At 37.5% G+C, this 13,178-nt stretch carries 12 protein-coding genes and 1 pseudogene; 8 read left to right on the top strand and 5 right to left on the bottom strand.

Features of this window, described 5'->3' with window-relative positions:
* Window positions 1-46: 46 nt before the first annotated feature.
* Entirely contained in the window at window positions 47-793 is a 747-nt protein-coding gene (locus HU823_RS19510; protein ID WP_197223116.1) for a hypothetical protein, read from the bottom strand.
* Between the two features lie 271 nt (window positions 794-1,064).
* On the opposite strand from HU823_RS19510, the gene HU823_RS19505 reads away from it, so the two are divergent.
* Window positions 1,065-1,412: a helix-turn-helix domain-containing protein gene (locus HU823_RS19505; RefSeq protein WP_197223115.1), complete on the top strand. Its 348-nt coding sequence runs from the start codon at window positions 1,065-1,067 to the stop codon at window positions 1,410-1,412.
* 897 nt (window positions 1,413-2,309) lie between these two features.
* Window positions 2,310-2,438, top strand: a pseudogene (locus tag HU823_RS22015) (restriction endonuclease); the annotation flags it as partial.
* Window positions 2,439-2,644: 206 nt separating this feature from the next.
* On the opposite strand, the gene HU823_RS19495 reads toward HU823_RS22015, so the two are convergent.
* The 4 genes from HU823_RS19495 to HU823_RS19480 form a co-directional block, all read right to left on the bottom strand.
* Entirely contained in the window at window positions 2,645-2,845 is a 201-nt protein-coding gene (locus HU823_RS19495; RefSeq protein ID WP_197223114.1) for a hypothetical protein, read from the bottom strand.
* Between the two features lie 307 nt (window positions 2,846-3,152).
* Entirely contained in the window at window positions 3,153-3,608 is a 456-nt protein-coding gene (locus HU823_RS19490) for a hypothetical protein (protein WP_197223113.1), read from the bottom strand.
* Between the two features lie 64 nt (window positions 3,609-3,672).
* Window positions 3,673-4,101: a class I SAM-dependent methyltransferase gene (locus tag HU823_RS19485; protein WP_197223112.1), complete on the bottom strand. Its 429-nt coding sequence runs from the start codon at window positions 4,099-4,101 to the stop codon at window positions 3,673-3,675.
* Between the two features lie 13 nt (window positions 4,102-4,114).
* Window positions 4,115-5,119, bottom strand: coding sequence for an SUMF1/EgtB/PvdO family nonheme iron enzyme (locus HU823_RS19480; protein ID WP_197223111.1), 1,005 nt, complete (start codon window positions 5,117-5,119; stop codon window positions 4,115-4,117).
* A gap of 1,018 nt (window positions 5,120-6,137) precedes the next feature.
* Here HU823_RS19480 and HU823_RS19475 point away from each other — a divergent pair.
* From HU823_RS19475 to HU823_RS19450, 6 genes are all read left to right on the top strand, one after another.
* A complete protein-coding gene (locus tag HU823_RS19475; protein ID WP_197223110.1) occupies window positions 6,138-7,673 on the top strand; it encodes a primase C-terminal domain-containing protein in 1,536 nt (511 codons plus the stop codon).
* A gap of 1,073 nt (window positions 7,674-8,746) precedes the next feature.
* Window positions 8,747-9,538 (top strand): hypothetical protein, encoded by a 792-nt coding sequence (locus tag HU823_RS19470; RefSeq protein ID WP_197223109.1) that lies wholly within the window; start codon window positions 8,747-8,749, stop codon window positions 9,536-9,538.
* Complete coding sequence (locus HU823_RS19465) at window positions 9,504-11,474, top strand: type IV secretion system DNA-binding domain-containing protein (RefSeq protein WP_197223108.1); 1,971 nt, start codon at window positions 9,504-9,506, stop codon at window positions 11,472-11,474. The genes HU823_RS19470 and HU823_RS19465 overlap by 35 nt, the downstream gene beginning before the upstream one ends.
* Complete coding sequence (locus HU823_RS19460; RefSeq protein WP_197223107.1) at window positions 11,471-12,550, top strand: conjugal transfer protein; 1,080 nt, start codon at window positions 11,471-11,473, stop codon at window positions 12,548-12,550. The genes HU823_RS19465 and HU823_RS19460 overlap by 4 nt, the downstream gene beginning before the upstream one ends.
* A gap of 6 nt (window positions 12,551-12,556) precedes the next feature.
* Complete coding sequence (locus tag HU823_RS19455; RefSeq protein WP_066240255.1) at window positions 12,557-12,787, top strand: TcpD family membrane protein; 231 nt, start codon at window positions 12,557-12,559, stop codon at window positions 12,785-12,787.
* A complete protein-coding gene (locus HU823_RS19450; protein ID WP_154319560.1) occupies window positions 12,784-13,173 on the top strand; it encodes a TcpE family conjugal transfer membrane protein in 390 nt (129 codons plus the stop codon). The genes HU823_RS19455 and HU823_RS19450 overlap by 4 nt, the downstream gene beginning before the upstream one ends.
* Window positions 13,174-13,178 lie beyond the last annotated feature (5 nt).

Genomic DNA, 13,178 nt, shown 5'->3' with positions numbered 1-13,178 from the left:
AAAAGCACGCTGCTTGCGTGCTTTTTATAACCATTATGCTTATTTCTTAATTAGAACTAGCTGAGATTAGTTTTTCAATTTCAGCATCATAAACGGCGGTTTTCATTTTAGTACCATCTTCAGAAACCGTTATAAATACATAGACCTGTCTAGTTGGAGAATAGCCGTCTCCATCTGATCTTGTTTTTCCGTATTTATCAGCTTTTGACATTACATTATTGATATCTTTATAATACGTTTTCTCACGGATGTTAAGTTTAGCATTTTCAAATTCAGCATATTGCTTTTTATCAAGCGATTCATAAAATGTATTAACATCCGCAAATTTAATCTCTGAGTTATCAGGATATTTGCTCCACGGTACAGAAAGACCAACATTAACATCGTGTTTATAATCTAATAATTCAAAGGAAACGTCTCTCAAATTTTTCATGAAATTTTTATCATTATTATAATGGTTAGAAAACTTTAAGGCCAGATTATCGTATTTCTTTTGTGATTTTTCTCCTACTGCAATTACTGCTTTCAACTCAAACCATGATTTAGGTTCTTTAATCTTAGCAACATGCTTGACCTCGCTCACCTTAACAAATTTCCATGGCTTTCTCATACCATACTCTGTTTGAACTATTTCTTCTACTTTGGGTTCGATAAAACTTAAAAGCATTTGTTCGGATGTAGTGAAGAGAATCATTTCTTCTTTATTGACTTTCCTTACTTCTGCATTAGCTTTAGGACTATTTAAATAAGCAGAAATTAACACCATGACTAAAAACATAACCGTTTTTTTCATTATATTCACCTCAAGATTAGAATTTGTAGATTTTGTAAATGTATGTATCCTCAAGTTTAATTTGAGAAAATAATAATTAATAAACACCACTGATGGAGTGCTTTTTAAACACTTATTTAATTATAAGGTACTTCCACATTGCTCTATTGATAATTATCAAATTTTACTGTTAGACAATAAAAAAGGAAATCTTCTATTGTTTCTCGAATCGTGCTCTTAAGGTAAGCTATGTGTTATATATCGTAAGGGTGGAAAAGGAGGGAAACAATAATTGCGACAAGAAATCGGAAAGCGTGTAAAGTTTGTACGTCAGAAAAAAGGATACTCTCAAAAGGAATACGCTGTTGAGTTAGGTCACTCAAAGACGTATATCCGTAATGTTGAAACAGGAACATCAAAGAGTATTTACATTCACATCCTTGAAGAACTTGAAAAAGAGGGATTGTTCTCTTCAGGTTTACCCACCCAATCAGTAAACGAAGAGAATCATTTTCGAATAGATCGAGCACTGCAACAATATAAAGAGTTAGTGTCAAAAAATAAAGATGAGGCAGATTACCTGTTAACGTGTTTTGAAAACGGATTAGATCTTCATTTGTCAAAGAAAAAGAATTATTAGAAAACAAACGAAAACCTAGTGGTTTCCTCAGTCCGACGAGCTTAAAGCTCGTCTTTTATTGCTCGTTCAATTGATCATTCTGTCCGCTTTTTGTTTAGTATATAGTCCCAACTTAATCAAACTGACAGCCAAAAGAGAAAGAACTCCATTGAAAAGTATCGCAAACCAAGCTAACTCTGGCACCTCAAATATAACTGAATACAAATAACCTGCTATCATACATAATAGAACTACAATAATAAAATGAATTTGTTTAATGACCAATGTCATTATTCCGCTAATCAACAGGACCGCTGAACCCATGATAAAGAAATGAATAATGAAAACAAAAAGAAATTCCAATCATGTCCCCTCCCTTTAACCTTTGATAAAATATCATCAGTCTGATAAACACTCTATTCAATTAATCATTGCAACTTTCCTTGGTTCAAATGTACGTGATTTTTCTCTTCAAGCTACTGGTGAAAGGTTTAACATTCACTTCAGTTGGAAAAAATGAGGCTGAGGTGATTACATTGACTGAAAACAATCATAATTTCTTTACTACTCATCATTGGCGGCTTAATCTTCTACATAAAAAGACGCCGAGAATACGATACAGCACTTTTAACAAAGAGAATCGATGACAGCCTGGAATTGAAGAAAACATTGGCAAAGGGACTGACATATCGGTTTAACTTCCCAAGGATTAAGAACGAAGATGGAACCTAAGTTTTTGAAAAAAGTACAGATTTATTCCTCAAGCAAACCCCTTTTGAATGCGAAGATTTTGTTGCTAACATATTCCGAAAAAATATGGAGGAAACGTTTATACAACCAGTAGATCAGGAGATTTTGGAGTGGATTTTGAACACAATCGAGACGACGGGTTGTATTTAGGACAAGAAAAAGTATACAAACATAATGTTGACTACGGAGACAATAGCAATCATTCATTCAAATATCGTTAAGAGTAATGCGACAGGTGGTTATATCATCACAACAAGTGATTTTACAGAAGCAGCTAAAGATTACGCGAAAGAATAAAACATCGAACTAATAAATGGTGTACGATTTGTTGATCTTTAGCTTGATTCACTTGAATCCAAGGTTTTTGAAACAAACGCGGAATACATATAAAAGTCCAAGAGAATATCTCTTGAGTTAATTTGTGGATTCATTTGCAAATAATGAACCAAAACTTAATATGATGAGCCCAAAAAGGAATAGAGCAACAAACGCCACTACGATGTTCAGTAATAAGAGGTGAGAACGAGTATGGTAGATAGAAGTAAAGCGATGATAAGGATGATTTTAAGGATACGGTCTATACCCGATTCTTCTTCTTCCCAAAACGAATAGATCATCTCTTCGCTCACATAACCTAGAATACAAAGAGCAATGAACAAGAAGAGACAAAGAAGTCCCATGTTCCACAGCAAATCAGATGACATCTTCTTGAGCTCGTAAGGCTGATCGAATATTTCTTTAAGGGGTACCGCCAACATTTTGACATAAAACCCAGGGTAAGACATTTTTTCCCATATAAAAACCGATAACCCTCACGTTAAGGATATCAGTTTTAGATATTTTTGATATATTTTGTATTGTCTGGAAGTACCCTTTTCTTCTTGGAAGGAAGATTATATTAACTTAAAATAGTTCTAGTTCCCTTGTATCTACCACTTATTGTATCACGACAAGAGAATTAAACGGTAGCATACTGTGTTTGGCGTACCTTTAAAACTATGAAACTAAACATTATTTTAATTCAGTACTTTTTTCACCGAATGTTAATAAAAAGACTTGTGTTAAAAATGATGGTACTCCTTGAGCATCTTGAATTAACTTCCTCTCATTCCAATATTCCCTTAAAATTTTGGAGTATTTCTCAAATTCAAGCTCAGTCAATCCACCAATTACTAACTTTTCGCATTCAGCATTATATTCTGGTGTACCTTTAGTATACATCTGAATTCTTTTATCTAAATAGCCAATATCTTCTGGTTTATATGGTGGTAAAGGTTCAGGTGCAATATAGGGATAAACTTTAATATTTTCTAATTTATGCTCCCAAAACATTTGGAATAATTGGGGAGCAATAATCAAATTTCTTTTTCTTGATTCATCTGGATTAGAAAAACCATAATTTATAAACGCTTCATGGACTTTATAAAAAGCATTTCTTAATTTTGGATCTGATGTTCCAAACATCATAGCTGAATAATCTAGTTGAAATGAACCTATTACACCACCTGGTTTAGTTGCTTTAATTAATTGTTTAAGAGCTTCTTGTTCTGTTTTTTATTAGGAAAATAAGATAGGACCCATCATCAAATACAAAGTCAAATTCTTCTTCAGGAATCAACTTATCTAGATCTAAAATATTCCCCTCAATAAATGTAATATTTTCTATACCCAAGTGTTCGTTGATCTCTTTTCCTGCATCAATAGACGCTCTACTTATTTCTAATGCTGTTATCTTAACCATTGGAAAATATTTAGAAATGAAACGACCTATTGCTCCTACCCCACACCCTGCAATCAATATACTCGATTCATTAGTTATTTTAGCTCTTGGAATTAATATTTTTTCAATAAATTCAGAGTCCCAAAATGTTCTCTCATAATGTAATAAATCTTCAGTCTTTACTAAAGGAGTGCATGTAGAAACTCGTTGTGTTGTTTCGGATTTTGTATCTGTGCTCATTATCTTATCCCTCCTAATAAATAGCAGTATTTGTTAATGGCTTATTAATAGCTTTTCTTAACAGATTAATAGGAATATTTTTCACACACCTTATTCCCATCTCGTTATGTCTGCAAAAAAGGGCATCTCGACCTCGATAGGAGGGATATAGTAATCCAGGTAATGATGAAAATGATCCTCCTTTTAATACACCATCATCGTGATGACTATGTAAGAGGTTTTTCCCAACAGCTGGACTAATATGGCGACGAGTAGACCAATCACTGCATGTCCATTCCCAATGATTTCCTACCATACCAACTACTCCATAAGGACTGGCATATTCCTCGTAATTTGACGCTTCTCTTATCAACGTACTTGGATAGATAGAAGTAACTTTTAGTAAATCTTTTCGCCATTCTTGAAGGCTGGCATGTTTTCTTCCAAAAAGTTGATATGACCAGTTACAAGCTTTTTCATTAAATTCATTTCCCCATGGCCATATTTGTCCCACTTCTCCTCGTGCAGCCTTCTCCCATTGGAATTCGGAAGGTAAATCCTTACCTTTCCATCTAGCAAAGGCATATGCATCATACCAATCAATTCCTGCAACTGGATGTTCTGGTTTAAATCGTTCATCCCAATATGTATTTCTTGTGTAATCTTTATCTTCTGGTTCACTTAAATGGCAAAAGATAGATCCCTGGGTTTTAATATCTTTTACAAAATCATCATATTCTTCATTCGTTACAGGATATTTATCAATAAAAAACGGAGGTAACCAAACTTTTTTTTCTGTAACTGAATCTGTCCAACCGAATGATTTTTCAGGAACATCCTCCTGCTTAATCCCATAGGTAAAATAACCACCAGGTATTAAAATCATTCCATTTTCTTGTTGACGATGGAATTCTTCAATTAATTCTGCAGGAATATTCTCTTCGAAATCAAATCTGTCAGGAAGTTTACCCATTTTTGAATAAAAGTCCTCAATCGTCTTGAGTTCATCAGGGTCATTTGTTCCTAAAATATCCGTCATCGCTTTGAGAGCCTTTGCAGCTCCAAAACTTAAAAAAGTTTTTCAACTAATGGGTGCGTTGGTCCAAGAAGGATTAACGCCTTTTTTATGGAAATTATTGAACAAGCGTGCAGGTTTGTTGAATAAGGAATAGATAATTATTTAAGATTAAACTTAAGTTAGGGGTAGAATTGTGGATGACAAACTTATGGAAATGCCTTTTCCAGAACTTATCTCAAAATTAGCAGTATCACCTTTATTCATTGTAGTAGTACTAGTGGCTATTTTAAATGTAATTCTTAATAGAAAAGATAAGGGATGTTTTAATTTTTTATCGATAATAGGTTCTTGGATATATATTTGTATGTATGTATTAGCACTGTATTTCTTCTTCGTTAGAAACAAATAGATATTCAACATACGGGTGCGATTGTTGAAGATCAACACTAATTTGCACCGAATTTGAGCGAAACTTGTGTACTATTTTCCCCTGTTAAATGCACCAAATTTAAAATGTTACAGAGTTTTAAGCGAAACTTGTCTATTAAAATAATCCCGTCAAATAAAGGATTATAAGAATTCTAAAACAAAATAAAGGTAAACAATTGCAAAAAAGAATGAAAAAACAGCGAAACTTGTCTACCAAAAGTGCACCAAGTTCCTTGTTAGGTGAGCGGAGTCTGTGTAGTATCTTTGTAACCTGAAAAATTCAAAACCTTGATAATAGAGGCTTTTCAAAATAAAAAAAAAAGATTGTTTTGTATTACAAGTGGTTCATTTCTTTTAATTTGGTGCAAAAAGTGAGCGGAACTTGCATAAGAAAAAAAATATAACTTTTTTTAAACCCTTGAGCCACATGGCTTCAAGGGTATTATTTTTTTGGTGCATTTTCCTTAGAGAGAGACCTTTTTCAAAATCTGTTTTCGTTATACTGTTCACAGAAAAATCTTCCAAGAAGATCAAACAGGTGAATTCTGTTTTCTAAATAGAGTTCTTACGGTGTAAGTATACGAAAAATACAGGTTAAAGGGTGTTTAAGATGGGAGAACATATGGAAGTTCGTCATCGAAACCTCGTTTCGATTGGCGACATTCTAGCGTTCATAACACATGATAGTCTAACTCCATACAAGAAGAAGGGCTCACGAGCCAGTTTGAGCAACGTGGTGCGTTTTGAAAAAGAACAGGAATTGAATCCATACCGCAAGGGTGCCGTCTTTGTTTCTTCTTCAAAAGAAAACCTGACACAGGGCAGAGGTTATGTGGTCACTTCTTATGAAACGCTACAGGAGAAGTATCAGACGCTCTCTCATTGGACGCCAAACACGTATCGCGGCGGTACGTATTACGATTTTAAGAATCGTGTTATCAAAGGGCATGAACGGGAGAACCTGAAACAGATCAATGTGATCGGAATGGATATCGATACGAAGGAAGTGGATCTCTACAATCTTTACTTGGGTTGTGAAGAGTTAGGGCTGCCTCGTCCGAACCTGTTGCTCTCAACACCGAGGGGCTTTCAGGTGTTCTTTGTATTAGAGACCCCGTTTTTTATACATAAGAAAGAAGATTACAAGTCTTTAAGAGTCGCAGAGCGCTTATCAAACAATATCAGAAAAGCACTAAAACAATATGCACCAGTGGATACGAACTGTGTGCCCTTTGGTTTCTACCGAATTCCTAAAGAAGATAATGTACTCGATTTTTATATGGAACCTGCCAGAACAAGTGAGTTGTTGTCGTGGTCTATTCAATATGAGAAAAGAAACATGTTCCGTGTCATCTATAATTCCAGCAATGAAACTTCAATCAATCAGATTGCTTCAGATTGGTATCAGTCTCTTATCCAATCGGTTGATATTAACCAGGGATATTATGGAGCTAGCCGTAACAATGCCCTTTTGACGCTTGCACTAGCAAACTATCAGAGCGGACGAGCCTTTGAGGAAGCTTATAATGAACTTGATCAGTTCAATAGTAACATGAAGCAGCCTTTACCCAAAAATGAGTTCGAGCGCACGTTAAAGAGTGCATATTCCGGTAAATACAAGGGTGTAAAGCGTTCTTATGTGGAGGGATTACTTGAACTGTGGACGGATGGAAAAGCAACATTTGTCGGAAGAGAGGGCTGGTACAAGTTCAAAAAACCACGAGAAGAGCGGATACGGTCCCATTATGATGAGCGAGAAAAAGATATCCTAAATTATTTGGAACAGAACACAAGCCCAGAACACCCGTTTGTTGAGGGTTCTTTGAGCGGTCTTGCTGAAACGTTTGGTATGGCACAGTCTACCCTTAAAGAAGTCCTAAAACGATCTCGCAAACTCATAAAACAAACCAAGGGCCGCGGCAGGGGTGCCGTGACTTATTTGGCATCCAGATCGTTACTCTTTAAAAATCTCTTAGTGTCTCGAATGAAACAGGTTCAAAAAGCGCAGATGACCTTTGTAAACATGTATGACAAAGAAGAAAAGCAGATCATAAATATTCTACCTTTTGGAGATGAGCAATACGTGTCTGTTGTAACGTCACCAAACATCTCAAACCCCTCTCCACCAAGGATCAGGTCGAGTTGAAAATAAATAAGCCAGTCTGCCCATACATATCTAGATTCTCCTACTTTCTGTTTGCTCGTTCTCTACTTTCGGTATTATCTACTTTCATTCTTTATTGTTTGGGGTGAGAAGTTTATGCTGCTGGTATGTTTGTATAGGAGCGAGGTACTGTTTTTAGCAGCTTAGAGGTTGTTATCGATATATCTATTTTTATACATATCTTAGTTTTATTACTAGGGATTCAAATTATAGATTATGTAGTGTAAACAGTTGTTGGTATGTATTTATTAAGGGAATGAGATGATAAAATTTCTTATTCTAAAATAGTTTGTAGGCATATGGAACGATTTACCTTTAAATCCATTGCCAAACAAATGTACGTATATTATACTTGGGTTGAATTCAGAATATTGAAAATAAAATAGAAATGAATACGTAAATCTAAGGTTAATCAATTTACATTTTATTTGCGGTTTGTAAAGAGACTCATCCCCAAGTAGACAAAGGATTGCGGGCTCCTGTTCATATTCGTAACCCGCAGAAGACCTCGCCTATACTACGTAAACATAGCCGAGGTCTTCTGCTACTACAATGAATGCGGAGCCCATTTAAGAGATTAGGTGAGATGAGTTGGAGTAGTTTAGGTGGAGAGTGCAGTAAAAGTAAGTTCAAAATAATAAGTTCCAGGGATTAAGTTCAGAGAAGAATACGTTCAAGATCAATAAAAGGATCAAGGTCAAAAGCGAATTTCAAGTGCGAAAGAGGAAAAGAAAGATAGTTTAAGTATGATGTGTTGAGGTTTTTAGATTAGGTGAATTTGGATCGTTGGAGTGTATAAAAATGTTTATTAGTTGTTATTTATACAAGAAGGTGTTTTGTGTTCATAGCACTCAATAGCTGGATAAAGGGGTATGTAGGCATCTTGGTGATCTTATATGGAATCGTGTTCTGGATTGGTATTAAAGCGTTACATTTATTTGTGTTTTTAGTTGCGGTGTTATTTTCGTTTTTGGTGTATGGGATAAGCTTCTGTATTGGTCAGCTGCTAAAAGGGAGAGTGGTTCCTATTTCGGTAAAAAAGGATGATGTCTTTCATGCTGAAGTATACGTCGTTAAAAGAGAAGGATATAGACTATCTTACGTTCATTTTAAGAAATGGCATGGTTACAGCAAAACAGATCATGCTGAAATTTCGAGAACCTAATATTCACAGGGTGTATCGGCGCTTAAGAAAATTAGAGGAAAAGAAATATGTGAGACATGAGAGAATCGCTCACAAGGTTGGGGTATATCTGGGGACGCTTGAGGCAAGGAAGCTTACCAATGTGAGTGTAACGGTTCCTACGAAAGCATCCGTTTACACAATGCAACACGATCTTCTTTTGACGGATCTCGTTCTCTACTACGAGTTCCAAGCAGAGATTCAGGGTGTTGAGTTTAAGTATCGAACAGAAAGAGAGATTCGATATTCTGTGATTGGAGAAGGTGATAATCAGAGTAAATTAAAGATGTATAACGCTAAACGAGACAAGATACCAGATGCGGTTTTCCTCTTCAAATCTCGTGATGGAAAAGTAACGACGACATGGGTAGAACTGGAACTCAATAAAAAAGAACGAAAGCGATATGATGAAAAATTTAAGCTTTTTGAGCAATTGCTCTCTAGTAAACGCTTAGACGATCAGCCATATTCTTATGACCAAGTGATCTATTTCGCAGATGATGTGAAGATTCATAATGTGGTCAATGACGCCAAGCGGAGATTAGTTAATGCTGATAAAATTTCCATACGTAAAATTCCGTCGGTCATTATTAACGAACGTTGGGAAGAGGTGATGCCAAGTGGATCCAATGGCGAAACGCCAGGACCAGACGCAACAGACTGAAATGGACCGAATGATTGGTGATGTGGTCATCTACGGTTTGATCGGAATGATCGGGATTCTCTTTTTTATTCCGGCCTTACTGGGAATGCTGATTTTTGCTGTATTGCACGTGTTCAGGCGAGAATGGCTTTTCTATGTGGGTTTAGGATCGGGATTCCTGATTCTTTTATGGCAATTTCAAACCGGAATGCTGCTTACCTATTTTGGATTGATTTCAGAAATGAATATCCCGTATCTTTCAACCGGTGCAGAGTCTCTACTCAATAATGGGAATCCTATCGCGCTTTCTGCTTCATCCTATTGGGTATTAGTGGGACTTTCCTTCCTCTTTTCCTTTGGCTTTTTCATCTTCTCCAAGTTTTTTTGGAAAAGGCGAGTCAAGACCAAATCCGGAGAGGTTCAGAAGCAAAAGGCAGAACACCGGTATAAAACGTTCAGAAAGAACCGGGTGAAGTTTTTAAATAATAAACAGCAGCATTACCGCAAAAAGCCTTCACAGGAAATCTTTGTGGGCTATACCGACTTTAAAGAACGAGTTGCACTGGAAGTAAGAGAGCTCAATTATCACATGCTGGCTACAGGTGGGACAGGTACCGGAAAGACCACCTTGATTGCTTCTTTAATGGAAGCGGCGCTGCAGCAGGATAAACCCATCATCTTTGTAGATGGGAAGGGCGAGCGGAAATCCATGCTCGAATTTAAAGCGTTATGTGAAGCATATGGCCGTAAAGTGTACCTGTTTTCAGAAATGGATAACTTGACCTACAATCCGATCAAAAATGGTACACCGACAGAAACACGCGATAAGCTCATGTCCCTCTTCAGCTTTTCGAGTGAAGGAGATGGTGCTTACTACACGGATATAGCTTCACGGTATCTACAGCTGGTGGTTAAGCTCATTGATGAAGCTCAGGTTACGAGGGATATCAAAACGATTGCGAAATTGACAAATGTAGATTCCATGAATGACTTTTTCAAGGAACACAGTATCCAGGAAGAAATTGAAGAAGACATTGAAGTGGAAGTCGAAGAAGAAGTAGCAGTTGGGAAAGCGTCAGCGTCCTCAGATGACGATCTAAGCGGTTTTGTCGCACCATCGGAACCAAAGGTCGAAATCGTCAAGAAAAAGGTTGTAGAGAGGCGTAAGCGGACTGTGACAAAGCTTCAAGAAGGTATGCAGCGGATTAAGACTATTTTGGATGATGAGTTCCCAGAAGAAATCGTAGTAGGCTGCTTAACTCGATTGAAAATGCAGTTGGGCGAATTACTAGAGTCTGACTTGGGCCATTTATTCATCGAGCGTGAAGAAGGCATCGATCTTCAAAACATTACGGATCACAACGATGTGGTGATTTTCAGTATTTCAGGGAGTCGTTATGCAGACTATATTCGGAAAATTGGGAAAATGATTATTCTTGATGTGAACAGTCTAGTCGCTTACCGTCAGGCAAAGGGGCGAAAATCCATCTTCGGTGTATACGATGAGTTTTCAGCGTATGGCGACCGCCGAATCGTGGATATCGTGAACAAATCACGGTCTGCTGGCTTTGAATGTATCATCTCCACTCAAACGTTGTCCGACATTGATGCCGTGGATCCAATTATGACCGAACAGATCATTTCCAACTGTAATGTCATTGCCACAGGACGCGTGAATTCCTCTAAAGATGCAGAGCGGATCGCTCAGGTATTCGGAACGTTTTCCGATCGGGAAATCACGCAGCAGATCGAAAAGAAATACCCTCATATCCGTTATGAAGCTGAAATGGGAACCGTTCGCGATGTGGAACGCTTTAAAGCCAATCCAAGTGAAATTAAAAATCTTCAAATCGGTGAGATTTTCATCAATCGAAAAATGGTGGAGGTGGACGGCAGCGATACGTATTTCAGCCGAGTGTATGTGCGTAATGCCTTAGACTTAGGAGGGATCCAATGAGTTTTTTCAGCAAGTTGACAGGCGGTCTTAAAAAGAATGTCTCTCAAGGAAGAAAAAAAGTCTTAAAAGATGAACGACGTTTAACGACTTCTCGTTTGAATGGACGAACCGCCTTTACCGTGGTCTTTTGGGGTGTGTTGCTTGGGGTTATCTTTTTCTCTTTTCAGGCCTGGGCGCGAACCGGGTTTCTGAATGAAAAGGTAAATGGTTATAAAGATCAAGCGTCTTCGCAGATTGAAAGTCTAAATGAGGTGGGGTTCGCCAATTCACCAGCTGGTGAAACGTATGCCAACCAATTCGTTACTACCTATATCAACGTATCCAATGATGAGAAGAAACGAGAAGAACGATCGAAAGCACTTCAAGACTTCTTGGCTGAAGGGTTAAAGGTGGGAGAACTAGAAAACCTAACAGCTTTTCAAGGGAAACGAGTATTGAAGAGTGCTAGCTTATATGATGTGAAGAACGTGAGCGAAGATGCAGCGAGTTATGTTTATCGTATAGAATATGAACTTTTCAACGTCGTCGAGAAAAAAGAGCAAGTTCCTGTTAAAAGCAAGGGCAAAGATGGAAAAGAAACAGTCGTAAAAGAAGAAAGAATGAAGAAAATCGATGAACCATTGGGGAAGAAAGAGCAAATGATTGTGGTCCGGCTAGGGACGGATGGAAACTCGTTTAATGTCATTGAACAACCTTATTATCAAGCAATTCCTGGAAAGTCGCGGGTCGCGGCGGTTCAAGATCAAACCGATCAATCGCAACAAAATGTCAAAGTGAAAGATGAGATGAAACAATTTGCTACACAGTTTTTCACCTCATATACAACCAATTCAGTGGATGAGATGGCTTATCTCATGGAAAAGCCAGAATCTCTGAAAGATCTTTACGAGTATAAGGGACTAGAAGATTTTGTGGTTTATGATGGGGAGCAAGAAGGACAGTACATTGTGAAGACGCTTGTGCTTCTGCAAGAGGCGAATACGGGATTGCAGACCAAACATCCGTTTACTCTTGTTGTAAGCAAAGAGAACAATAAATTTTATGTGAAACAGTTTAAACACACTTTAGGAGGATGATGGAAAATGCCAGATATTACAGGGTTAACTGATTATGTTTCAGGTCAGGTGGCGGCCGTTTTGTTCATCATTATGATTGTCATGATTGTCCGAGCGTTTATATCTCAACGATGGGGCCAGTTTTTCTCCAGTTTTGTTTTTGCGGTTGTCTGCTATGTAATCGTAGCCAATCCGGGGGAATTTGAAAGCATGGCCAATGCAATATGGGATCAAGTTAAAAGTGGTGGTTTAAATTGAGGACAGATGCCTACAGTTATCGGAAGTTTTTTAAATATCCCTTAAAAATCTGGAAGCTTGGAAAGGGCGAGAAATCCCTCGTCTTTTCCAAGGGAATTGAGATTCGGCAAATCATCATGGCCGTCCTGATCTTCGGTTTTCTCTTTCTCTTTAGAGGCAGCATTAATCACATTTTGCCGACCACGCTGCAGCTTGCGTTTTACGCGGTGTTACCTTGGTTGATTGCGGGGGCCATTTGCAAAAGCCGATTGGATGGAAAGCGATTGGATCGTTTTTTCATCGGTTATTTCCGTTATCTATTCACTAAACGATTTTCCTACAGCAGCCAAAAGAGTGTGTACCAGCCACAAATGAAGAAAGCGCAGTCTTACGAGCGATTCCAATAAGGTGG

Origin of the sequence: Fictibacillus sp. 18YEL24 (assembly GCF_015903855.1) — a bacterium.
Taxonomy (GTDB): domain Bacteria; phylum Bacillota; class Bacilli; order Bacillales; family Fictibacillaceae; genus Fictibacillus; species Fictibacillus phosphorivorans_C.
This window is presented reverse-complemented; position numbering and strand designations above follow the sequence as displayed.